General features: G+C 73.5%; 17 protein-coding genes and 1 tRNA gene. 16 read left to right on the top strand and 2 right to left on the bottom strand.

The window, feature by feature from the left end:
* Positions 1–121 precede the first annotated feature (121 nt).
* The 8 genes from TNCT1_RS30135 (at position 122) to TNCT1_RS30170 (ending at position 9,945) form a co-directional block, all read left to right on the top strand.
* Complete coding sequence (locus TNCT1_RS30135; RefSeq protein ID WP_143638385.1) at positions 122–1,492, top strand: NarK/NasA family nitrate transporter; 1,371 nt, start codon at positions 122–124, stop codon at positions 1,490–1,492.
* Positions 1,493–1,577: 85 nt separating this feature from the next.
* Positions 1,578–2,729: a uroporphyrinogen-III synthase gene (locus TNCT1_RS30140; RefSeq protein WP_143638387.1), complete on the top strand. Its 1,152-nt coding sequence runs from the start codon at positions 1,578–1,580 to the stop codon at positions 2,727–2,729.
* Positions 2,730–2,862: 133 nt separating this feature from the next.
* The gene (locus TNCT1_RS30145; RefSeq protein WP_143638389.1) at positions 2,863–3,510 is read left to right on the top strand and encodes an ABATE domain-containing protein; all 648 of its coding nucleotides are present in this window, start codon (positions 2,863–2,865) and stop codon (positions 3,508–3,510) included.
* Positions 3,511–3,788: 278 nt separating this feature from the next.
* On the top strand, positions 3,789–4,373 hold the full coding sequence (locus TNCT1_RS30150; protein WP_037932079.1) for a sigma-70 family RNA polymerase sigma factor: 585 nt from the start codon (positions 3,789–3,791) through the stop codon (positions 4,371–4,373).
* Between the two features lie 62 nt (positions 4,374–4,435).
* Positions 4,436–5,206: an anti-sigma factor gene (locus tag TNCT1_RS30155; RefSeq protein WP_235902965.1), complete on the top strand. Its 771-nt coding sequence runs from the start codon at positions 4,436–4,438 to the stop codon at positions 5,204–5,206.
* Between the two features lie 90 nt (positions 5,207–5,296).
* Complete coding sequence (locus TNCT1_RS30160) at positions 5,297–7,624, top strand: UvrD-helicase domain-containing protein (RefSeq protein ID WP_143638391.1); 2,328 nt, start codon at positions 5,297–5,299, stop codon at positions 7,622–7,624.
* A gap of 353 nt (positions 7,625–7,977) precedes the next feature.
* Positions 7,978–9,393: an NAD-dependent malic enzyme gene (locus TNCT1_RS30165; RefSeq protein ID WP_143638393.1), complete on the top strand. Its 1,416-nt coding sequence runs from the start codon at positions 7,978–7,980 to the stop codon at positions 9,391–9,393.
* Positions 9,394–9,663: 270 nt separating this feature from the next.
* A complete protein-coding gene (locus tag TNCT1_RS30170; RefSeq protein WP_067001509.1) occupies positions 9,664–9,945 on the top strand; it encodes an HU family DNA-binding protein in 282 nt (93 codons plus the stop codon).
* A 184-nt stretch (positions 9,946–10,129) separates the two neighbouring features.
* Here the strand turns inward: TNCT1_RS30170 and murA are convergent, their stop codons facing one another.
* A complete protein-coding gene (murA, locus tag TNCT1_RS30175) occupies positions 10,130–11,470 on the bottom strand; it encodes a UDP-N-acetylglucosamine 1-carboxyvinyltransferase (protein WP_143638395.1) in 1,341 nt (446 codons plus the stop codon).
* A gap of 264 nt (positions 11,471–11,734) precedes the next feature.
* Here murA and TNCT1_RS30180 point away from each other — a divergent pair, with 264 nt between their 5' ends.
* The 7 genes from TNCT1_RS30180 (at position 11,735) to TNCT1_RS30210 (ending at position 21,181) form a co-directional block, all read left to right on the top strand.
* Positions 11,735–12,307 carry a YqgE/AlgH family protein gene (locus tag TNCT1_RS30180; protein ID WP_174266504.1) on the top strand — a complete coding sequence of 191 codons (573 nt, stop codon included), beginning with the start codon at positions 11,735–11,737 and terminating at the stop codon, positions 12,305–12,307.
* 28 nt (positions 12,308–12,335) lie between these two features.
* Complete coding sequence (locus tag TNCT1_RS30185) at positions 12,336–12,614, top strand: DUF3039 domain-containing protein (protein ID WP_143638399.1); 279 nt, start codon at positions 12,336–12,338, stop codon at positions 12,612–12,614.
* Positions 12,615–12,841: 227 nt separating this feature from the next.
* Positions 12,842–14,458: a beta-N-acetylhexosaminidase gene (locus TNCT1_RS30190; protein ID WP_143638401.1), complete on the top strand. Its 1,617-nt coding sequence runs from the start codon at positions 12,842–12,844 to the stop codon at positions 14,456–14,458.
* Positions 14,459–14,743: 285 nt separating this feature from the next.
* A complete protein-coding gene (locus TNCT1_RS30195) occupies positions 14,744–15,637 on the top strand; it encodes a xanthine dehydrogenase family protein subunit M (RefSeq protein WP_143638403.1) in 894 nt (297 codons plus the stop codon).
* The gene (locus tag TNCT1_RS30200) at positions 15,634–17,517 is read left to right on the top strand and encodes a 2Fe-2S iron-sulfur cluster-binding protein (RefSeq protein WP_143638405.1); all 1,884 of its coding nucleotides are present in this window, start codon (positions 15,634–15,636) and stop codon (positions 17,515–17,517) included. The genes TNCT1_RS30195 and TNCT1_RS30200 overlap by 4 nt, the downstream gene beginning before the upstream one ends.
* Positions 17,514–19,826 (top strand): xanthine dehydrogenase family protein molybdopterin-binding subunit, encoded by a 2,313-nt coding sequence (locus TNCT1_RS30205; protein ID WP_143638407.1) that lies wholly within the window; start codon positions 17,514–17,516, stop codon positions 19,824–19,826. Before TNCT1_RS30200 ends, TNCT1_RS30205 begins: the two co-directional genes overlap by 4 nt.
* Positions 19,827–20,020: 194 nt before the next feature.
* Entirely contained in the window at positions 20,021–21,181 is a 1,161-nt protein-coding gene (locus TNCT1_RS30210) for an SUKH-4 family immunity protein (RefSeq protein ID WP_143638409.1), read from the top strand.
* Between the two features lie 43 nt (positions 21,182–21,224).
* Here TNCT1_RS30210 and TNCT1_RS30215 read toward each other — a convergent pair.
* Positions 21,225–21,299: transfer RNA gene (locus tag TNCT1_RS30215), tRNA-Cys, on the bottom strand.
* Positions 21,300–21,505: 206 nt separating this feature from the next.
* On the opposite strand from TNCT1_RS30215, the gene TNCT1_RS30220 reads away from it, so the two are divergent.
* Complete coding sequence (locus TNCT1_RS30220) at positions 21,506–22,948, top strand: MFS transporter (protein ID WP_143638411.1); 1,443 nt, start codon at positions 21,506–21,508, stop codon at positions 22,946–22,948.
* Positions 22,949–23,109: the final 161 nt, after the last annotated feature.

The following is a 23,109-nucleotide window of genomic DNA, read 5'->3' on the forward strand; positions in this document are numbered from 1 at the left end:
CGGGCGAGTGAGAGCGAAGTTCCCTGCCGGTCACCCACGGCCACAGCCAGGAAACGCGTCCTCCCTACCTTCGGGACTCATCACCGCGAACCACCGAGTCCCGGAGCACCGTGGAGGCGTCATGACAGGTCCGGCCCCCATCCGTCGCAGCGGTCGCTGGATCGAACGCTGGGACCCCGAGGACGAGGGGTTCTGGCAGACGACCGGGGAGCGGGTCGCCCGGCGGAACCTGTGGTTCTCCGTGCTGGCGGAGCACATCGGGTTCTCGGTCTGGACCCTGTGGTCCGTGCTCGTGCTCTTCATGGGACCCGAGTACGGACTCACCCCCGCCGACAAGTTCCTGCTCACCTCCGCCGTCACCCTGGTCGGCGCGGTGGCGCGGGTGCCGTACACCTTCGCCGTCGCGGTCTTCGGCGGGCGGAACTGGACGGTCATCTCGGCGAGCCTGCTGCTCGTCCCGTCGGCCGCCGCCTTCGTGGTGATGGAACCGGGGACGTCCTTCTCCACCTTCCTGCTGACCGGACTGCTGGCCGGCGTCGGCGGCGGCAACTTCGCCTCCTCCATGACCAACATCAACGCCTTCTTCCCGCTGCGCCGCAAGGGGTGGGCGCTCGGCCTGAACGCCGGGGGCGGCAACATCGGCGTGCCGGTCATCCAGCTCGTCGCCCTCGCCGTCATCGGGGCGGGCGGCGGGCCGCGGGTCCTGCTCGGCGTCTACATCCCGCTGATCGTCGTCGCCGCCGTCCTCGCCGCGCTGTTCATGGACAACCTCGCCTCGGTGAGGAACGACACCGGCGCCGCCCTGGACGCCGCGAAGGACCGCCACACCTGGATCATGTCCTTCCTCTACGTCGGCACCTTCGGCTCGTTCATCGGGTACAGCTTCGCCTTCGGGCAGGTGCTGACCAGCCAGTTCGGGCGCACCCCGCTGCAGGCCGCGTACCTCACCTTCATCGGCCCGCTGCTCGGCTCCCTGATCCGGCCCGTCGGCGGGCGCCTCGCCGACCGGTACGGCGGGGCGCGGATCACCCTGTGGAACTACGTCGGCATGGCCGCCGCCACCGCCCTCCTGGTCGTGGCCAGCATGACGAAGTCGCCGGCGCTGTTCGTGCCGGTCTTCGTGGTGCTGTTCGTGCTCAGCGGACTCGGCAACGGGTCGACGTACAGGATGATCCCCGGGATCTTCCAGGCCAAGGCCCTCGCCGGGGGACTCACGGGCGAGGCGGCGGCGGCCCACGGACGGCGGCTGTCCGGCGCCTCGATGGGGCTCATCGGGGCCGTCGGCGCGCTCGGCGGCGTCGGCATCAACCTGGCCTTCCGGCAGTCCTTCCTGTCCTACGGCTCCGGCACCGGCGCCTTCGTCGCCTTCCTCGTCTTCTACGGTGTCTGCTTCGCGGTGACGTGGGCCGTATACCTTCGCCGTCCGGCCACCCGGGCCGTACCCACCGGCACCGCCGGGACGAAGCCGCAGCTCGGCTACGCCGAGGTGTGACGTAACACCGCGGACATCGAGCCGAACCGAGCCTGTCACGCGCCGTTGACAGGCTCGTTCGGCATGCGGGTCAGCTAGGAGAGCCATGGACGACGAACAGCAGCACCCCGAACCGGGACCCCTCGCCGGGTTCACCGTGGGCGTCACCGCCGCGCGCCGTGCCGAGGAACTGGGCGCGCTGCTCCAGCGGCGCGGCGCCGCCGTGCTGCACGCGCCCGCCCTGCGCATCGTGCCGCTCGCCGACGACGGCGAACTGCTCGCCTCCACCGAGGAGCTGCTCGGCCGGGCGCCGGACGTCGTGGTGGCCACCACCGCGATCGGCTTCCGGGGTTGGATCGAGGCCGCCGACGGATGGGGGCTCGGGGAGGCGCTGCTCGAACGCCTCCGGGGCGTGGAGCTGCTGGCCCGCGGGCCCAAGGTGAAGGGGGCCGTACGGGCGGCCGGGCTGACCGAGTCGTGGTCGCCGTCCAGCGAGTCCATGGCCGAGGTGCTCGACCGGCTGCTGGAGGAGGGCGTCGACGGGCGCCGGCTCGCCGTACAGCTGCACGGCGAGCCGCTGCCGGGGTTCGTGGAGTCGCTGCGGGCCGGGGGAGCGGAGGTCGTCCCGGTGCCGGTGTACCGGTGGATGCCGCCGGAGGACCTCGGACCCGTCGACCGGCTGCTGGACGCCGTCGTGGCCCGCGCGGTGGACGCGCTCACCTTCACCAGCGCGCCCGCCGCCGCGTCCCTGCTGTCGCGGGCCGAGGAGCGCGGGCTGCTCGGCGAGCTGCTGGCCGCGCTCGGCCACGACGTGCTGCCCGCCTGCGTGGGCCCGGTGACCGCGCTGCCCCTGCAGGCCCGGGGCGTGGACACGGTGCAGCCGGAGCGGTTCCGGCTCGGGCCGCTCGTACAGCTCCTGTGCCAGGAACTGCCCACGCGGGCACGGACGTTGCCGGTCGCCGGGCACCAGGTGGCGATTCGCGGCCACGCGGTGCTGGTGGACGGGGAGCTGCGGCCGGTGCCGCCGGCCGGCATGGCGCTGCTGCGGGCGCTGGCGCGGCGGCCGGGCTGGGTGGTGGCCCGCGCCGAACTGCTGCGGGCGCTGCCGGGCGCGGGGCGCGACGAACACGCGGTGGAGACCGCGATGGCCCGGCTGCGCACGGCCCTCGGCACGCCCAGGCTGATCCAGACGGTGGTCAAACGGGGCTACCGGCTGGCCCTGGACCCGGCCGCGGACTCGAAGTACGCGGACGCCTGAGCCGCGGGCCGCCCCGCGGATCCGCCGGGAAGCCGCCGCGAAGACCGTCCGAAGGCTTCCGCGCGCCGGGCGGCACGGGCACTGTGAAGGGGAGCGACGCAACGGTCCCCCTGTCCTAGGCGGTGGCAGGCACATGACGCTGAGTACGGCCCCGGCCCCGAACGAGCCGCGGTTCGACGCCGGTCGGATCTGCCTGGACCTCCTCGCGACCGCGCATCCGGCCGAACGGCTGGACGCGGTCGAGCCGTTGCGCGCCTGGATCGCCGCCGCCGGGCTGGTGCCGCCCGGCACCCCGCTGGGGCACGCCGACGCCTCCTGGCCGGCGCGGTTCCGGGAACTGCGCGCGGACGTGCAGCAGTTGCTGCGTGGCAGTGGCAGTGGCAGTGGCAGTGGCAGTGGCAGTGGCAGTGGCAGCGGCAGTGGCAGTGGCCCGGCGGACCGGCGGCCGTACGACCGTGCGCTCGGCCGGCTCAACGAGGCCGCCCGCGCCGCGCCGCCGGCCCCGCGCGCGGTGCGCGGCGCGGACGGCGCGCTGGTGCGGGAGCTGGCCCGGGCGCCCGAGTGCGCGGGGCTGCTGGCGCTCGTCGCGCGGGACGCCGTGGAACTGCTCACCGACCCCGTGGCGCGGGCCGCGGTCCGCGAGTGCGAGGGCGACAGCTGCCCCCTGGTGTACCTGGACACCTCCCGGGGGCACCGGCGGCGCTGGTGCTCGAGCGAGGTGTGCGGCAACCGGGAGCGGGTGGCCCGGCACCGGCGGCGGGCGGCCCTCGCGCGAACCTGACCGCCCGGTACGTCCCTTCTGCCGCGAAGCGGCGGCGAACGCCCTTGCCGCGTGCCGAGTGATGTGCGCAACACCCGGTTTGGCGGCCCGTGCGCCCGGGCAGCGGGGCCGCCGTGGCGATGTGCCGGAAATGTAAACATCATGCGGTGGGAATGTGTGCGCATGTCCCCCTCCGGCGGCCGTCTCCGGGAAAACTGTCACCTCACTTTGAACAGCGGGCCGCCGCTGTCCGTACCGGTGGGCGAGCGACCGACTGGGGGAACCCCCGGACACCGGAGGTGGGCGTGCGCAAGGATGCGGCCGTGGCCAATGAACGTGGATCGAGGGCCCGACATCGCATGTCCTCACAGCCCTCGGAACCCGACGAGGAGCTGATGCGTGCGCTCTACCGCGAACACGCCGGACCCCTGCTCGCCTACGTCCTCAGGCTGGTCGCCGGAGACCGGCAGCGCGCCGAGGACGTCGTGCAGGAGACGCTCATCCGTGCCTGGAAGAACGCCGGTCAGCTCAATCGGGCGACCGGTTCGGTACGCCCCTGGCTGGTGACGGTCGCGCGCCGCATCGTCATCGACGGCCACCGCAGCCGGCAGGCCCGGCCGCAGGAGGTCGATCCGTCGCCGCTGGAGGTCATCCCCGCGGAGGACGAGATCGACAAGGCGCTGTGGCTGATGACGCTGTCGGACGCGCTCGACGACCTGACCCCGGCGCACCGGGAGGTCCTCGTCGAGACGTACTTCAAGGGGCGTACGGTCAATGAGGCGGCCCAGACGCTGGGCATCCCGAGCGGCACGGTGCGCTCCCGGGTGTTCTACGCCCTGCGGTCGATGAAGCTGGCACTGGAGGAGCGGGGGGTGACGGCGTGATGAGCAGCGGGTACGGGGGAATGCAAGGATTCGGCCCGGGTGGTCCGGGTATTTCTGGACCCATGAGCCCCAGTCAGGGATCTTCGGTGCCGAGCGAGCACGAGACCGTGGGCGCCTACGCCCTCGGGCTCCTCGACGACGCCGAGGCGACCGCCTTCGAGGCGCACCTCGCCAGCTGCGAGTGGTGCGCCCAGCAACTGGACGAGCTGGCCGGCATGGAGCCGATGCTGGCCGCGCTGGCGGACCTGCCGGGTTCCGGCAGCACCCCGGCGATCGGCGAGTCGCTGTCCGCGAGGCCCAGCCCGCGACTGGTGGAGAAGCTGGTCGACGAGGTCTCCGAACGGCGTGCGCGCAAGCGGCGCAAGGGCTTCTACCTGGTCGCGGCCGCCGCCGCGCTGATCATCGGCGGCCCGGTGGCCGTCATGGCGGTGAACGGCGGCGACCAGGGGCAGACGGCCAGGCCGCTGGCGGCCACCGCGCAGACGACGTTCGACCAGCTCCCGGACAAGCACAGCGGCAGCGACAGCACCACGGGCGCCAGCGCGACCGTCGCCATGGGCGAGAAGGACTGGGGCACCTCGGCCGTCCTCGAGCTCAAGGGCGTCAAGGGGCCGCTGAAGTGCTCGCTGGTCGCCGTCAGCAGCAACGGCGACCGCCAGACCCTGGGGTCCTGGTCCGTGCCCAAGTGGGGCTACGGCATCCCGGACGCCAAGGCCCCGGAGTCCCGCAAACCGCTGTACATCGGCGGCGGCACCGCGCTGAAGCCCGACGAGATCGATCACTTCGAGGTGACCACCTTCGACGGCAAGAAGCTCGTGCAGGTGGATGCGTAGTCCCGCGCGGGCGGACGCGTAGTCACGTAGCCTTGCCGGGTCCCCTTCGCGTACGGTTGACGGCTGCCCAGCACGTCAGAAGGGGGCCCGGTGGCCGCTCAGGTTCAGCAGTCCGCGGTCGGCTCGGTACACGACGCTCAGGATTCCGTTCGTGACCGGGAGATCAGCGTCGAGCAGGAACATCTCGACCGGGTGTACCGGCGTCTCGAGGAGAAGATCCACGAGGCCGAGTTCCTGATGAACGACGCGGCCAAGCGCGGCCAGGTCGGCACGCCGGGCGCACTGGCCGAGCGGGACGCCCAGGTGTTCCGGGCCGGCATCCACCTGAACCGGCTCAACAACGAGTTCGAGGACTTCCTCTTCGGGCGGATCGACCTGCTGGCCGGCAAGGACGGCAAGAAGGGCCCCGACGGCGCCTACACCGCGGTCGAGCCGGCCGAGGGCGCGGTCCGGCCCGACAACACCGCCGACATCGCCGAGACCCTGCACATCGGGCGGATCGGCGTGCTCGACGCGGACTACGCCCCGCTGGTCATCGACTGGCGGGCCCCGGCCGCCGCGCCGTTCTACCGGTCCACCCCCCGGGACCCGGGCCGGGTCGTGCGCCGCCGGGTCATCCGCTCCAAGGGCCGCCGGGTCCTCGGGGTCGAGGACGACCTGATGCGCCCCGAGCTGCGGGCGTTCCTCGACGGGCGGGAACTGCCCGTCATCGGCGACGGCGCCCTGATGGCCGCCCTGGGCCAGGCCCGCAGTCACACGATGCGGGACATCGTCTCCTCCATCCAGGCCGAGCAGGACCTGGTCATCCGCGCCCCCGCCGCCTCCGTCACCTACGTCGAGGGCGGCCCCGGCACCGGCAAGACCGCGGTCGCCCTGCACCGCGCCGCCTACCTGCTCTACCAGGACCGCAGACGCTACGCGGGCGGCATCCTGATCGTCTCGCCGACCCCGCTGCTGGTGGCCTACACCGAGGGCGTGCTGCCCTCGCTCGGCGAGGAGGGCCAGGTCGCGATCCGCGCCATCGGCTCGCTCGTCGACGGCGCCGAGGCCACGCTGTACGACTCCCCGTCCGTGGCCCGCGCCAAGGGCTCGTACCGCATGCTGAAGGTGCTGCGGAAGGCCGCCCGCGGCGCGCTGGAGCTGAACGATTCGCCGGAGCGGCTGCGGGTCGTGGCCTTCGGGCGCCGCCTCGAACTGGAGGCCGACGAACTGGCGGGCATCCGCCGCACCGCCCTCGGCGGCACCGCGCCGGTCAACCTGCTGCGCCCGCGCGCCCGCAAGCTGCTCCTGGACGCGCTGTGGGCCAGGTCCGGCGCGGCCGGCCGGCACACCGACCCGGAGCTGGCCGCCGAGCTGCGGTCCTCCTTCGACGAGGACGTGGCCGGCGAGGACCCGTTCATCGCCTTCCTCGACGCCTGGTGGCCGGAGCTGACCCCGAGGGGCGTCCTCGACGCCATGGCGGACGAGCGGCGGCTCGGCCGCTGGGCGCGCCGGATCCTCAACCCCGGCGAGGTCCGCAAGGTCGCCCGCTCCCTGCGCCGGGAGGGCTGCTCGGTGCACGACATCGCCATGCTGGACGAGCTGCAGGCGATCCTCGGCGCCCCGGCCCGGCCGCGCAGGAAGCGCGAACTGGATCCGCTGGACCAGCTGACCGGTCTGGACGAGCTGATGCCGGTGCGCGAGGAGACCCAGCGGGAGCGGGCCGAGCGCCTGGCCCAGGAGCGCACCGAGTACGCCCACGTCATCGTGGACGAGGCCCAGGACCTCACGCCGATGCAGTGGCGGATGGTCGGCCGCCGTGGCCGGCACGCCACCTGGACGGTCGTCGGCGACCCCGCGCAGTCCTCCTGGTCCGACCCGGACGAGGCCGCAGAGGCCCGCGACGAGGCGCTCGGCACCCGTCCCCGGCGCCGCTTCCGGCTCACCGTCAACTACCGCAACCCCGCCGAGATCGCGGAGCTGGCCGCCAAGGTGCTGGCCCTCGCCATGCCCGGCTCCGAGTCGCCCTCCGCGGTGCGGTCCACCGGGGTCGAGCCGCGTTTCGTGACGGTGGGCGACGGATCCGGCGCGGGCGCGCGCGACGCCCTGGAGAAGACCGTGCGCGCGGAGGCCGAGCGGCTGCTCGGCCTGGTTGACGGCACGGTCGGGGTGGTCGTCGCCATGAACCGGCGCGAGGAGGCCCGCCGCTGGCTGGCCGGGCTCGGCGACCGGGTGGTGGCGCTCGGCAGCCTGGAGGCCAAGGGCCTGGAGTACGACGCCACGGTGGTCGTCTCACCGGCGGAGATCGCCGACGAGTCGCCGGCCGGACTGCGCGTGCTGTACGTCGCGCTGACCCGGGCCACCCAGCAGCTCACGGTGGTCTCCGGCGAGCGGGACGAGCCGGACGCGGCGGGCGTCCCGGACCTGCTAAGGGACTGATCTCGAGGAAGTCCCCGCGCCGGGAATGGGCCTCCGGCGTCTGTTTGTTAGCCTTGACGTGGCACCGGCCCGATCCAAGCCCCCGGGCCCAACCTTCGTCCCTCAGAGGGACCACTTGCCGCGAGGCGAGCATGGCGGGTCGGTGTCATGAACGTGAGAGAGGCCCACGTCCGATGTGACGTGGGCCTCTTTCTTTGGCCGATCACCTCTCGTATTGTGGAAGTTGTTTTCCGAAAAGACGTGCCGTCATGAACACAACGTCCGCAATCCGGGGCGACTACCACGTACTCAGGGGTAGGTGCGACGATCGGACGGCACAACTCGCGACACGGTGAAAGCAGAGGAAGTCGGCCATGGCAACGGCGCCCAGCGTCTCCTACTCGATGACCATCCGGCTGGAGGTGCCCGCGAGCGGAACCGCCGTCTCGCAGCTCACCAACGCCGTGGAGTCCTCCGGAGGCTCGGTCACCGGCCTCGACGTCACCGCGTCCGGCCACGAGAAACTCCGTATCGACGTCACCATCGCCGCCACCTCGACGGCCCACGCCGACGAGATCGTGGGCAAGCTGCGGGGCATCGAGGGCGTCACCCTCGGCAAGGTCTCCGACCGTACGTTCCTGATGCACCTCGGCGGCAAGATCGAGATGGCGTCCAAGCACCCCATCCGCAACCGTGACGACCTGTCGATGATCTACACGCCCGGCGTGGCCCGGGTCTGCATGGCGATCGCCGAGAACCCCGAGGACGCCCGCCGCCTCACCATCAAGCGCAACTCCGTTGCTGTCGTGACGGACGGTTCCGCCGTGCTGGGCCTGGGCAACATCGGCCCGAAGGCCGCGCTGCCCGTGATGGAGGGCAAGGCGGCCCTCTTCAAGCGCTTCGCCGGCATCGACGCCTGGCCGATCTGCCTGGACACCCAGGACACCGACGCCATCGTCGAGATCGTCAAGGCGATCGCCCCCGGGTTCGCCGGCATCAACCTCGAGGACATCTCCGCCCCCCGCTGCTTCGAGATCGAGGCCCGGCTGCGCGAGGCCCTCGACATCCCGGTCTTCCACGACGACCAGCACGGCACCGCGATCGTCGTCCTCGCCGCCCTGACCAACGCGCTGCGCTGCACCGGCAAGGCGATCGAGAACATCCGGGTCGTGATGTCCGGGGCGGGCGCGGCCGGCACCGCCATCCTCAAGCTGCTGATCGCCGCCGGCGTGAAGAACGCCGTGGTGGCCGACATCCGCGGTGTCGTCCACTCCGGCCGCGAGGACCTGGTGGACGCCCCGGCCGACTCCCCGCTGCGCTGGATCGCGGACAACACCAACCCGGAGAACCTCACCGGCACCCTGAAGGAGGCCGTGCACGGCGCCGACGTCTTCATCGGCGTCTCGGCCCCGAACGTCCTGGACGGCGACGACGTGGCCGCCATGGCCGACGGCGCCATCGTCTTCGCGCTCGCGAACCCCGACCCCGAGGTCGACCCGGCGATCGCCCGGCAGACGGCCGCCGTGGTGGCCACCGGCCGCTCCGACTTCCCGAACCAGATCAACAACGTGCTGGTCTTCCCGGGTGTCTTCCGCGGCCTGCTGGACGCCCAGTCGCGTACCGTCAACACCGAGATGATGCTCGCCGCCGCGAAGGCGCTCGCCGACGTGGTGACCGAGGACGAGCTGAACCCGAACTACATCATCCCGAGCGTCTTCAACGACAAGGTCGCGGGCGCGGTGGCCGGTGCGGTCCGGGAGGCGGCGAAGGCCGTCGGCGCGGCGTCCTAGGCGCCGTACCGTAGGGTGCAGGGGCTGTGAGGATCGACACGGCAGCCCCCGCACCGGCGCGTCGTGGAACCTCCCACTGGCGGACGCCCTCTAGGGTGACGGCCGAGCAGGCGCTTTTCGTGTGACTCCCTAGGGTGTTCTCACGACTCCTACGGGTGCCGGATTGGCATTACCGCCGCAGGTAGGGGCAGGATGCGTCTTTGGGCGCGAGCGCATCGGCATCGATCTCACCTCACGCCTCAACGGCAAGAAGAACACGGGAGTAACAACATGAACCGCAGTGAGCTGGTGGCCGCGCTGGCCGACCGCGCCGAGGTGACCCGCAAGGACGCCGACGCCGTTCTGGCCGCGTTCGCCGAGGTCGTCGGCGACATCGTCTCCAAGGGCGACGAGAAGGTCACCATCCCCGGCTTCCTGACCTTCGAGCGCACCCACCGTGCCGCTCGCACCGCGCGCAACCCGCAGACCGGCGAGCCCATCAACATCCCGGCCGGCTACAGCGTGAAGGTCTCCGCGGGCTCCAAGCTCAAGGAAGCGGCCAAGGGCAAGTAAGCGGAAGCCGCTCCGCTGGGTGGCGCCGGGTGACTGGAGCGCCGTTCTGACGCAGCGCCGCGGGTGACCGCGGGTTCGCTGTGGCTGGTCGCGCAGTTCCCCGCGCCCCTTGGGGCGCCTCAGCCAAAGACGCCGAAAGGGCGGCCTCCCTCATTCCGAGGGAGGCCGCCCTTTCGGTTGCCGGCTAGCCGAGCGCCTTGCCCGGCAGCTCGACCTTCGCGCCCAGCTCCACGAGCTTCTCCATGAAGTTCTCGTAGCCGCGGTTGATCAGTTCGATGCCGTGGACACGGGAGGTGCCCTCGGCGGCCAGGGCCGCGATGAGGTACGAGAAGCCGCCGCGCAGGTCGGGGATGACCAGATCGGCGCCCTGCAGCTTCGTCGGCCCGGAGACGACCGCCGAGTGCAGGAAGTTGCGCTGGCCGAAGCGGCAGTCGGAGCCGCCCAGGCACTCGCGGTAGAGCTGGATGTGGGCGCCCATCTGGTTCAGCGCCGAGGTGAAGCCGAGCCGGGACTCGTACACCGTCTCGTGGATGATCGACAGGCCCGTCGCCTGGGTCAGGGCGACCACCAGCGGCTGCTGCCAGTCGGTCTGGAATCCCGGGTGCACGTCCGTCTCCAGCGCGATGGACTTGAGCTGCCCGCCGGGGTGCCAGAAGCGGATGCCCTCGTCGTCGATCTCGAAGGCGCCGCCGACCTTGCGGTAGGTGTTCAGGAACGTCATCATCGAGCGCTGCTGGGCGCCGCGGACGTAGATGTCGCCGTTGGTCGCCAGCGCCGCCGACGCCCAGGAGGCCGCCTCCAGACGGTCCGACAGGGCGCGGTGGGTGTAGCCGCCGAGCTTGTCCACACCGGTGATGCGGATCGTGCGGTCGGTGTCCATCGCGATGATCGCGCCCATCTTCTGCAGCACGCAGATGAGGTCCTCGATCTCCGGCTCGACGGCCGCGTTGGACAGCTCCGTGACGCCCTCGGCCAGCACCGCCGTCAGCAGCACCTGCTCGGTCGCGCCGACGGACGGGTACGGCAGCCGGATCTTCGTGCCGCGCAGCCGCTGCGGCGCCTCCAGGTACTGGCCGTCGGCCCGCTTCTCGATGGTCGCGCCGAACTGCCGCAGCACGTCGAAGTGGAAGTCGATGGGCCGGCCGCCGATGTCGCAGCCGCCGAGGCCCGGGATGAACGCGTGGCCCAGACGGTGCAGCAGCGGGCCGCAGAAGAGGATCGGGATACGGCTGGAACCCGCGTGGGCGTCGATGTCGGCGACGTTCGCGCTCTCCACGTGCGTCGGGTCGAGGACCAGCTCACCGGGCTCCTCACCCGGGCGGACGGTGACCCCGTGCAGCTGCAGCAGGCCGCGCACGACACGCACGTCACGGATGTCCGGAACGTTGCGCAGTCGACTCGGCGCACTGCCCAGCAGGGCGGCGACCATGGCCTTCGGTACGAGGTTCTTCGCACCGCGGACACGGATCTCGCCCTCCAGCGGGGTTCCGCCGTGGACAAGCAGGACATCGTCGTTGACGGTCATGTAACTCGCGTTCCGATGAGTCGGGCAGGGGCCGGCCGATCACTTTGCGCAGGGGCCGGAGAGACAGGGTAATCGCCTCCTACCCCCGTCCAGTAAGCCCAAGTACCGCGCAGCGGCGTCATAGCTGTGTCACAACACGAACCGTTCACCGCCGGGCACGTGGGGTCACCGGCGCGGGCGCGCCCCGACCGCTCCTGAGCTGCGTTCACCCGCGCACGCCGATTGGCTCCCCACGGCGGGGGAAGATGCGGGATCATGTCTGGCATGACCGAGGTGTCCTCGCTCACAGGGCGGCTGCTCGTGGCAACCCCCGCCCTGGCGGACCCGAACTTCGACCGTGCGGTCGTGCTCCTTCTCGACCACGACGAGGAGGGCTCCCTCGGTGTCGTCCTCAACCGCCCCACCCCGGTGGACGTCGGCGACATCCTGGAGGGCTGGGCCGATCTGGCGGGCGAGCCCCAGGTGGTCTTCCAGGGCGGTCCGGTCTCGCTGGACTCGGCACTCGGCGTCGCGGTCATCCCGGGCGGCTCGAACGGGGACAGCGCCCCGCTCGGCTGGCGCCGGGTGCACGGCGCGATCGGACTCGTCGACCTGGAGGCCCCGCCGGAGCTGCTCGCCCCGGCCGTCGGCTCCCTGCGGATCTTCGCCGGTTACGCCGGCTGGGGCCCCGGACAGCTCGAGGACGAACTGGTGGAGGGCGCCTGGTACGTCGTGGAGTCCGAGCCGGGTGACGTGTCCTGCCCGGCGCCGGAGACCCTCTGGCGCGAGGTGCTGCGCCGCCAGCGCAACGAGCTGGCGATGGTCGCCACGTATCCCGACGACCCTTCGCTCAACTGATCCCCCCTGCCTTCAGTACCCTTGCGATATGAGCACTCTCGAGCCCGAGCGCGGGACTGGTACGGGGACCCTCGTAGAGCCGACGCCACAGGTGTCCCACGGCGACGGCGACCACGAGCGCTTCGCCCACTACGTCCAGAAGGACAAGATCATGGCGAGCGCCCTCGACGGCACCCCCGTCGTGGCGCTGTGCGGCAAGGTGTGGGTACCGGGCCGCGACCCGAAGAAGTACCCCGTGTGCCCCATGTGCAAGGAGATCTACGAGTCCATGGGCAGCGGCGGCGACGACAAGGGCGGCGACAAGTAGGCGCCCGCCCGCCGACCGCCTGAAGGCTTCCGGGCCCCCGGGGACGCGCCACCGGCGCGGATCCGGGGGCTTTTGTGCTTTTCGGCCGCCAACTGGTCCAGACCTCTTGTCGGCGCGCTCGCGCGGCCATAGCCTCCTCGGTGTCGCACAACCGCGAAGCAGGCGTCGTGCCGCGACGCCGTGCCCGGCGGGAACGCATCCCTTCGTCGAGGACCGATGTGACTGACATGGCGGACCTGGTACCGGCTCCGGCGCACTGCTCGGCGGACACCGCCGGGCGCACGAGGATCGGCGCCGGCACGGCGCTGGAGGCGCGGCCCGGCACGGAGGGCGTCGCCCGGTGGCTGCGGGCCACCGTCGGCGCGGCGACCGGCCTGCCGCTGCCGGAGGCGGACGGCCGGGAGGACCGCCTGGTGCTGAGCATCGAGGCGGACCTGCCCCCCGAGGGCTACCGCCTGGTCACCGACGGCCGCCCGGCCCGCATCCAGGGCGGCAGCGCCGCGGGCGTCTTCTGGGGCGCGCAGACCTTCCGGCAACTGCTCGGACCCGACGCGTTCCGCCGCGCGCCGCTGCGCCCCGGCCGGGACTGGGAACTGCCCCGGCTCACCGTCGAGGACGCCCCGCGGTTCGGCTGGCGCGGCCTCATGCTGGACGTCGCCCGGCACTTCATGCCCAAGGAGGGCGTGCTGCGGTACCTGGACCTGATGGCCGCGCACAAACTCAACGTCTTCCACTTCCACCTGACGGACGATCAGGGCTGGCGGATCGAGATCGAGCGGTATCCGCGGCTGACCGAGGTCGCCTCCTGGCGGGCGCGGACGAGATTCGGCCACCGCGCCTCACCGCTGTGGGAGGAGAAGCCGCACGGCGGTCACTACACCCGGGACGACATCCGGGAGATCGTCGCCTACGCCGCCGAACGGCACATCACCGTGGTCCCGGAGATCGACGTACCGGGCCACTCGCAGGCCGCCATCGCCGCGTACCCGGAACTCGGCAACGCCGACGTGGTGGACACCTCCGCCCTCACCGTCTGGGACGACTGGGGCATCTCCGCCAACGTGCTGTCACCCGGCGACGCCACCCTCCGGTTCTACGAAGGGGTGTTCGAGGAGGTACTGGAACTGTTCCCCTCCGAGTTCGTGCACGTCGGCGGCGACGAGTGCCGCAAGGACCAGTGGCGCCTGTCACCGGCCGCGAAGGCGCGGATCGCGGACCTCGGGCTCGCCGACGAGGACGAGCTGCAGGCCTGGTTCATCGGCCACTTCGGCACCTGGCTCGCCGAGCGCGGGCGCCGCCTCATCGGCTGGGACGAGATCCTGGAGGGCGGACTCGCGCCGGGCGCGGCGGTGTCCTCCTGGCGCGGCTACGGCGGCGGGGTCGCCGCCGCGCGGGCCGGGCACGACGTCGTCATGTGCCCCGAGCAGTACGTCTACCTGGACCACCGGCAGGCTCCCGGGGACGACGAACCGGTGCCGATCGGCTTCGTGCGCACCCTGGAGGACGTCTACCGGTTCGAGCCGGTTCCGGCCGAACTCACCGGCGAGGAGGCCCGGCACGTGCTGGGCACGCAGGCCAACCTGTGGACCGAGGTGATGGAGGACAGCGCGCGCGTGGACTACCAGGCCTTCCCCAGGCTCGCCGCCCTCGCCGAGGTCGCCTGGAGCCGGCTGCCCGCGCCGGCGGACCGGGACTTCGCGGACTTCGAACGCCGTATGGCCGCCCACTACCGGCGACTTGACGCCCTCGGCGTCGGCTACCGGCCGCCCACCGGGCCCCGGCCGTGGCAGCGGCGCCCCGGCGTCCCCGGCCGCCCGATCGACGGGCCGCCCCCGAACCGCTAGGGCCCTGGCCGGTGCCTGCCGCCCGCCCCTGCCCGGCGGAACTGGTGCGCGTAGAACGAATGACGGAAAACGCGGCGCAGTCACCGAAGAGTGGCAATGGGCGCGCACCGCCGATGTCGTTCGAAAACGGAACAAGTCCCCGGTGAGGTGGGCGAATGCCTCCTAGCGGACCCCCGCGTCCGGCACTCGCGAAGATGTGCCAGAGTTGCCACGTCCGCCCTGTGAGCACGTACCGTACGGCCACACAGGTGGGACCAGGTGGGGCAGCGGGAAGGGGCAGCCGGTTTGACCACGCACGCACCGCAGGCGGGGCAGGCCGTCACGCTGCCCACGACACTGGACGAGGCCGTGGCGGCCCTGACCGCCATGCCGGCCGCCGTCCCCGTGGCGGGCGGCACCGACCTCATGGCCGCCGTCAACTCCGGCCAGCTCAGGCCCGCCGCCCTGGTGGGCCTCGGACGGATCAGCGAGATCCGCGGCTGGCAGTACCAGGACGGACACGCGCTGCTCGGCGCGGGACTCACGCACGCGCGCATGGGCCGCCCCGACTTCGCGGCCCTGATCCCGGCGCTCGCCGCCGCCGCGCGCGCCGCCGGACCGCCGCACATCCGCAACGCGGGCACCCTGGGCGGCAACATCGCCTCGGCCGCCCCCACCGGCGACGCGCTGCCGGTGCTGGCCGCCCTGGAGGCGACGCTGATCATCGCGGGCCCGGACCGGGCCCGCCGCGAGATCCCGGTCTCGCATCTGCTGGCCGGCGTGGAGATGCTGCGCGGCGGCGAACTCATTGGCTACGTGCGCGTGCCGCTGCTGCACGCCCCGCAGGTCTTCCTGAAGGCGACCGGGCGCACCGGTCCCGGCCGGGCGGCGGCCTCGGTGGCGGTGGTGCTCGACCCGGCCCGGCGCGGGGTGCGCTGCGCCGTCGGCGCCATAGCGCCGATGCCGCTGCGCCCCCTGGACGCCGAGCAGTGGGTCGCCCAGCTCATCGACTGGGACAACGACCGCGCGCTTGTGCCGGAGGCGCTGAGCGCCTTCGGCGAGTACGTCGCAGCGGCCTGCATCCCGGACCCTGTCCCCGAGCCGGACGGCACCGTTGTCCCGCTGCCGCCCGCCGTACTGCACCTGCGGCGCACCGTCGCCGCGCTGGCCCGACGAGCACTGGGGAGGGCGCTGTCGTGACCGACGACCAGCACGGAGAGGGCGCCCCGCAGAGCGGCGGCCGCTGGGACCCGCTGCCCCAGGGCGACTACGACGACGGCGCCACCGCCTTCGTCAAGCTCCCGGAGGGCGGCATCGACGCCCTGCTGTCCGGCGACAGCCCCCTGGCCGCGCCCGGCCACGGCTACGTCCCGCCGCGGATAACGGCGGCGCCCCCGGACGGTTCCGCGGGCGCGTGGCCCGCGCCCGACGGCGGCGGCCGGTGGCCCGACCCGAACGCGGTGCACCGGGAGCCGGGCCCGGACGACCGGTTCACCTACCGGCCCGCGGCGACCCAGCAGTGGACCTTCGAGGAGCCCGCGGCGCCGCCCGCCCCCGGTCACGACGTCACCGGGCAGTGGTCCATCCCGGTCGCCGGCGGCGATCTCCCCGACGAGTCGGGCGAGTTCACCACGTCCTCGCTGGTCGAGCAGTGGGGCGGCACCCCGCCGGCCACCCTCCCCGGCGGCGCGCCCGCGCCCTGGGCCACGGAGGCCGCCGGACAGCCGTGGGGCGAGCCGGACCCCGGCGCCGCGCCCCACCAGGCTGACGCGGCCCCGGAGACGGACTACGCGCCCCGCTCCGACGACGCCTCCCCGGAGACGGACTACGCGTCCCGCCCGGCCGGCGCCGCCCCGCAGCCGGAGTTCGCGCCGCACCCGGCCGACGCGGCCCCGGGAACGGAGTTCCCGCCCCGCCCGGAAGACGCCTCCCCGGCCCCGGAGTTCGCGCCTCACCCGGCCGACGCGGCCCCGGGAACAGAGTTCGCGCCCCACCAGGCCGACGCGGCCCCGGAGGCGGAATACGCGCCCCGCTCCGACGACGCCTCCACGGCACCGGAGTTCGCGCCGCCCTACGACCCGGCGCCGGCCGCGCGGGCCCCTGAGGGCCCTGCCGGCGGCCCGGAAGGGCACGACGGGCCCGCCGGTCACCAAGCGGACCCCGAGGCCCCGGAAGCGGCGGACACGGCCGCGCCGCCGGCCGCCGCGGACCCGGCGGCCCCCGCGGACCCGGCCGGCGTGCCGGCCGCCCCGGCGGACCTGCCCGACGGGGCGGAGGAGTCCGGCGGGCACGAGGAGACCGGCACCGCGACCGCCGCGACCGCGCCGCAGGACGAGGCGCCCGCGGACGCGGCGGCCGCCGAGGCCCCGGACCAGGACGCCGCGCCCGGCGACGACCCCGCCGCCCTCCCGCCGCACGACGACCACCCCCTCGCCTCCTACGTCCTGCGGGTCAACGGCGCCGACCGGCCCGTCACCGACGCCTGGATCGGCGAGTCCCTGCTGTACGTCCTGCGCGAGCGGCTCGGCCTCGCCGGGGCCAAGGACGGCTGCTCGCAGGGCGAGTGCGGCGCCTGCAACGTGCAGGTCGACGGCCGTCTGGTGGCCTCCTGCCTGGTCCCGGCCGTCACCGCGGCCGGCAGCGAGGTACGGACCGTGGAGGGCCTGGCCGCCGACGGGCAGCCCTCCGACGTGCAGCGGGCGCTCGCCCGGTGCGGGGCCGTGCAGTGCGGCTTCTGCGTGCCCGGCATGGCGATGACCCTGCACGACCTCCTCGAGGGCAACCCGGCGCCGACCGAGCTGGAGACCCGCCAGGCCCTGTGCGGCAACCTGTGCCGCTGCTCCGGCTACCGGGGCGTCCTGGACGCCGTCCAGGAGGTCGTCGCCGAGCGCGAGGCGCACGCCGCGGGCGACGAGGGCGCGGACCCCGACGCCGCGCGCATCCCGCACCAGGCGGGTCCGGGCGCCGGCGGCGTCAACCCGGCGGCCTTCGAGTCACCGGGGCTCTTCGACCGCCCCGGCACCTTCGGCGCACCGGGACCGCACGACCAGCAGTACGGCCAGGACGGAGGCCAGGCGTGAGCAACGAAGCCGCCACCGCGACCACCACCGCGGCGCCCCCCGCCGCCGACCCCGAGTCGCCGCCGCACGGCCTCGGCGCCTCGCTGCCGCACGCCGACGCCCGCGCCAAGACCGAGGGCACCTTCCCCTACGCGGCCGACCTGTGGGCCGAGGGGCTGCTGTGGGCGGCCGTGCTGCGCTCCCCGCACGCGCACGCGCGCATCGTCTCCATCGACACCACCCACGCGCGCGAGATGCCCGGCGTCCGCGCCGTCGTCACCCACGAGGACATCCCCGGCACCCCCCGGCACGGCCGGGGGACGCCGGACCGCCCGGTGTTCGCCTCCGAGGTCGTACGGCACCACGGCGAGCCCATCGCCGCCGTCGCCGCCGACCACCCCGACACCGCGCGGATGGCCGCGGCGGCCGTCATCGTCGAGTACGAGGTGCTCGACCCGGTCACCGATCCCGAGCACGCCTTCGAGGCCGAGCCGCTGCACCCCGACGGCAACCTGATCCGGCACATCCCGCTGCACCACGGCGACCCGGAGGCGGCCGGCGAGATCGTCGTCGAGGGCCAGTACCGGATCGGCCGTCAGGACCCGGCCCCCATCGGCGCCGAGGCCGGCCTCGCGGTGCCGCGGCCCGACGGCGGGGTGGAGCTGTACCTCGCCTCCACCGACCCGCACGCCGACCGCAACACGGCCGCGGCCTGCTACGGACTGACCCCGGACCGGGTGAAGATCGTCGTCACCGGGGTGCCCGGCGCCACCGCCGACCGCGAGGACCAGGGCTTCCAGCTCCCGCTCGGCCTGCTCGCCCTGAAGACCGGCTGCCCGGTGAAGCTCACCGCCACCCGCGAGGAGTCCTTCCTCGGCCACGCCCACCGCCACCCGACCCTGCTGCGCTACCGCCACCACGCGGACGCCGAGGGCCGGCTCGTCAAGGTCGAGGCGCAGATCCTGCTCGACGCGGGCGCCTACGCGGACACCTCCGCCGAGGCCCTCGCCGCCGCCGTCTCCTTCGCGTGCGGCCCGTACGTCGTCCCGAACGCCTTCATCGAGGGCTGGGCGGTGCGCACCAACAACCCGCCCTCCGGCCATGTGCGCGGCGAGGGCGCGATGCAGGTGTGCGCCGCCTACGAGGCGCAGATGGACAAGCTGGCGAAGAGGCTCGGCCTCGACCCGGCCGAGCTGCGGCTGCGCAACGCGCTCGCGACCGGCGACGTCCTGCCCATCGGCCAGACCGTGACCTGCCCGGCCCCGGTGGCCGAACTCCTGCAGGCGGTCCGCGACTTCCCGCTGCCCGAGCTGCCCAAGGACACCCCCGAGGAGGAGTGGCTGCTGCCCGGCGGCCCCGAGGGCGCGGGCGAGCCGGGCGCGGTGCGCCGGGGCGTCGGCTACGGCCTGGGCATGGTGCACATGCTCGGCGCCGAGGGCGCCGACGAGGTCTCCACGGCGACCGTGAAGGTGCACGACGGCGTGGCGACCGTGCTCTGCGCCGCGGTGGAGACGGGCCAGGGCTTCACCACCCTCGCCCGCCAGATCGTCCAGGAGACGCTCGGCGTCGACGAGGTGCACGTGGCGCCCGTGGACACCGACCAGCCCCCGGCCGGCGCGGGCTGCCGCGGCCGCCACACCTGGGTGTCGGGCGGGGCGGTGGAGCGCGCGGCCAAGATGGTCCGCACCCAGCTCCTGCAGCCGCTGGCGCACAAGTTCGGCATGTCGACCGAGCTGCTGCAGATCACCGACGGCAAGATCACCTCCTACGACGGGGTGCTGTCGACCACGGTCACCGAGGCCCTGGACGGCAAGGAACTGTGGGCCACCGCCCAGTGCCGCCCGCACCCCACCGAGCCGCTGGACGCCGCCGGCCAGGGCGACGCCTTCGTCGGCCTCGCCTTCTGCGCGATCCGCGCGGTGGTGGACGTCGACATCGAGATCGGCTCGGTCCGGGTGGTGGAGCTCGCGGTCGCCCAGGACGTCGGCCGCGTCCTCAACCCCGCCCAGCTCGCCGCCCGCATCGAGGCGGGCGTCACCCAGGGCGTGGGCATCGCGCTCACCGAGAACCTGCGCACCCCGCGCGGCCTGATCCGCCACCCCGACCTGACCGGGTACGCCCTGCCGACCGCCCTGGACGCGCCGGACATCCGGATCGTGAAGCTGGTCGAGGAACGGGACGTGGTCGCGCCCTTCGGCGCGAAGCCGGTCAGCGCGGTCCCGGTGGTGACGTCCCCGGCGGCCATCGCCTCCGCCGTGCGCGCGGCGACCGGCCGCCCGGTCAACCGCCTGCCCATCCGCCCGCAGGCGGCCGTGGTCACGTCCCAGTGACCACACCCCCGGGCACGGCGGCGGCCGTGCCCGGGCCCGGCGGGCAACGCATCCGGTCCGTCCGGCGTCCTACCAGGTGAGAGCCGTTGTCAGTGGTGCCGCGTAGTGTGCGGAGCAGTCGGGGGCACCTGCCCGGGCGCCGCGCACGACGACGCACGCACACAGGCACGCACGGGGACGATCGCGGGGGAGCGATGAGCACGACCGACGCCGGGATCCCGGCGATCACACTGACCGAGGCGGAACTGGGCCGTCACGTCACCCACGCGCCGACCCGCGGCCTGCTCACGGGACCCGGACTGCCCGCGGACACCGCCCTGCTGACCTTCTCCCCGCTGCGGGCGCACGGCCTGCGCACCCTCGCCGACGCCACCGAAGGCCCCTTCCGCCTGGCGGAGGAGCTGCGCGACCGCCTGGTGATCGGCGAACTGCTGAACCCGGCCGGCGCCCGGCGCGAGTCGATCCTGCTCGACGGCGGCACCGGCGAGCTGACGACGGCCCACCTCACCGGCCCGTCCGCCCCGCGCCCCTTCGCGCCCTCGCTGGCCACCCTGCTGCGCTTCGCCGCCGTCACCGAGGAACTGGCGGGGCTGCGCGGCCGTTTCGCGTCCCTGGCGGGCAAGTACGGCCCGAGGACGGTGACCGAGGCCTCGCGCCGTCTGCTCGCGCTGTTCGCCGAGGGCACGGACGGCCGGATCCCGCCCTACTGGAAGGCGGCGGCCCTGATCCGCCCGCTGGCCCTCGTCGCGGGACCGGGCACCACGTCCGGCCTCACCCTGGACGTCCCGGCCCGCCTGCTGGAGCAGGAGTTCGGCCACGGCCGCGTGGCCCGCTTCGAGGAGGTCGACTTCCCCGGCACGCTCACCCACGAGCCGACCCGCCGCTTCCTGCGCGAGACGGGCCTGCCCGAGGAGGCGGTCGTCTTCCGCGCGGACACCGACGTCCCGCTGCCGACGCTCACCGAGTACTTCACCGGCGAGCGCTGCGACGACTACCCCCTGGACGTGCTCCCCGCCCACGCGGGCCACCTGATCCGCCTGGGCCACCTGATCGAGGACAACAGCCTGGTCGTCGACGGCAGAACGGGCGCGGTGCTCGCCTTCAGCGAGCCCGAGGCCACGCTCCACCCCCTGAACACCGACGTCTCCACCCTGGCCTTCACGCTGTGGCTGCTGCACCACGAGCGCACCATCGACGAGCACCTGTCGAACGAGCTGACCACCCGGGCCTACGACCACCTGGCCACGGCCATGATCCACACCCTGACCGCGGTGGACCCCGCGGCCACCCTGCCGGACACCGGCCGGCACCACTGGACCGAACTGTTCCGCGACGAGGCGGGCGGCGTGCTCTAGCCGGTGTGCTCCAGCCGCCGGCACCTGGCCGGCCGGCCCTCACTGGAGACCGTGGCGGGAATCGAACCCGCGTAAGTCGCTTTGCAGGCGACTCCCTGAACCACTCGGGCACACGGTCCTGTCGGTCGCCCTCACGGCGGGCCGAACTCGGTGCACCGACCGTACGGCGGGGCCGGCGGCCCGCTCAAGGAGAACCGCGCCCCCGCAACGGGACTGCCATACGCCGTTCACGAAGCGGGGGAGCGGGGTCTACGACCAAGGTCGGACCGGAGGCGGGACCACCGACAGGGGTCAAACGCGACCATGAGCCTTACTCTGACGACCATGAGTGCCCTCGAGTCCCGTGACACCGTGGTTGTGAGTGATGCCGTCGAGAAGGACGGCGCTGGAGTGCTGAGTCGGGACTACCGGGCGCTCAGCGTCGGCATCGTCTCCGTCGTGCTGCTCATCGCCTTCGAGGCGACCGCCGTCGGCACCGCGATGCCCGTGGCGGCGCGCGAGCTGGACGGTCTGGCGCTGTACGCGTTCGCGTTCTCCGGCTACTTCACCACCAGCCTGTTCGGGATGGTCTTCGCCGGTCAGTGGTCCGACCGCAGCGGTCCGCTGGGCGCGCTGACCACGGGGATCGCCGCCTTCGCCGCCGGGCTCGTCGTCGCCGGGACCGCCGGGGCCATGTGGGTGTTCATCCTCGGGCGGGCCGTGCAGGGCCTCGGCGGCGGGCTGGTCATCGTGGCGCTGTACGTCGTCGTCGGGCGCGCCTACCCCGAGCGGCTGCGCCCCGCGATCATGGCGGCCTTCGCCGCCGGGTGGGTGGTGCCCTCCATCGTCGGCCCGCTCGCCTCGGGCGCCGTGACCGAGCACCTCGGCTGGCGGTGGGTCTTCCTCGGCATCCCCGTCCTGGTCGTCCTCCCGCTGGCGCTCGCGCTGCCGCAGATACACCGCAAGGCCGCGGGCCCGGTGGACGGCGCCGACGGCGCCGCCTCCTTCGACCGCCGCCGCATCCGGCTGGCCCTCGCCATCTCCCTCGGCGCGGGGCTCCTGCAGTACGCCGCCCAGGACCTGCGGTGGCTCTCGCTGGTCCCCGGGCTCGCCGGCGCCGCCCTGCTCGTGCCCGCCGTACTCGGGCTGCTTCCGCGCGGCACCTACCGCGCCACCCGCGGCCTGCCCTCCGTCGTGCTGCTGCGCGGGGTGTCCGCCGGGTCCTTCATCGCCGCCGAGTCCTTCGTGCCGCTGATGCTGGTCACCCAGCGGGGGCTGTCGCCGACGCTGGCCGGGTTCTCGCTGGCGGCCGGCGGGCTCACCTGGGCGCTGGGCTCGTGGGTGCAGTCCCGGCCGCGGGTGGAGCCGTACCGGGAGCGGCTGATGACCGGGGGCATGGTGCTGGTCGCCGCCGCGATCGTCACCGCGCCGAGCGTGCTGCTGCACTCCGTGCCGGTCTGGACCGTCGCCGTCGCCTGGGGCTTCGGCTGCTTCGGCATGGGCCTGGTGATCTCCTCGACCAGTGTGCTGCTGCTCAAGCTCTCCGCGCCCAGCCAGGCCGGCGCCAACTCGGCCGCGCTCCAGATCTCCGACGCCCTCTCCAACGTCGTCCTGCTCGCGGCGACCGGCGCGGCCTTCGCGGCCCTGGGCGGCGGTGCGGCGGCCACCACGTCCACCACCGCGTCCGGCGGCTCGCACCCGGCCGCCTTCGCCGCCGTCTTCCTGCCGATGGCGGCGGTGGCGCTGGCCGGGGCGTGGGTGACGCGGCGGCTGCGGACCTCCGACTGAGACGGGGGGCCGCGGCGTTCTTACCGGGTCTCGCACGCCGACTGTGACGTGAGTCCCACCCGGGGGCGACGCGGCTTCGTTCGCGCGTCGGCGCCGCCGGGGCGCCGGTAGGGTGGCCCGGTTGTCAGACGTAGCCGAGCCGTCCTACCCCTTGATCCACG

The sequence above is a fragment of the Streptomyces sp. 1-11 genome, from assembly GCF_007176755.1.
Lineage (GTDB): Bacteria > Actinomycetota > Actinomycetes > Streptomycetales > Streptomycetaceae > Streptomyces.

Bases quoted from the DNA above. Each gene is read 5' to 3' on its own strand.
- TNCT1_RS30135 (WP_143638385.1), top strand. From the start codon at position 122: ATGACAGGTCCGGCCCCCATCCGTCGCAGCGGTCGCTGGATCGAACGC.
- TNCT1_RS30140 (WP_143638387.1), top strand. From the start codon at position 1,578: ATGGACGACGAACAGCAGCACCCCGAACCGGGACCCCTCGCCGGGTTC.
- TNCT1_RS30145 (WP_143638389.1), top strand. From the start codon at position 2,863: ATGACGCTGAGTACGGCCCCGGCCCCGAACGAGCCGCGGTTCGACGCC.
- TNCT1_RS30155 (WP_235902965.1), top strand. From the start codon at position 4,436: ATGAGCCCCAGTCAGGGATCTTCGGTGCCGAGCGAGCACGAGACCGTG.
- TNCT1_RS30165 (WP_143638393.1), top strand. From the start codon at position 7,978: ATGGCAACGGCGCCCAGCGTCTCCTACTCGATGACCATCCGGCTGGAG.
- TNCT1_RS30170 (WP_067001509.1), top strand. From the start codon at position 9,664: ATGAACCGCAGTGAGCTGGTGGCCGCGCTGGCCGACCGCGCCGAGGTG.
- murA (WP_143638395.1), bottom strand. From the start codon at position 11,470: ATGACCGTCAACGACGATGTCCTGCTTGTCCACGGCGGAACCCCGCTG.
- TNCT1_RS30180 (WP_174266504.1), top strand. From the start codon at position 11,735: ATGACCGAGGTGTCCTCGCTCACAGGGCGGCTGCTCGTGGCAACCCCC.
- TNCT1_RS30185 (WP_143638399.1), top strand. From the start codon at position 12,336: ATGAGCACTCTCGAGCCCGAGCGCGGGACTGGTACGGGGACCCTCGTA.
- TNCT1_RS30190 (WP_143638401.1), top strand. From the start codon at position 12,842: ATGGCGGACCTGGTACCGGCTCCGGCGCACTGCTCGGCGGACACCGCC.
- TNCT1_RS30210 (WP_143638409.1), top strand. From the start codon at position 20,021: ATGAGCACGACCGACGCCGGGATCCCGGCGATCACACTGACCGAGGCG.
- TNCT1_RS30220 (WP_143638411.1), top strand. From the start codon at position 21,506: ATGAGTGCCCTCGAGTCCCGTGACACCGTGGTTGTGAGTGATGCCGTC.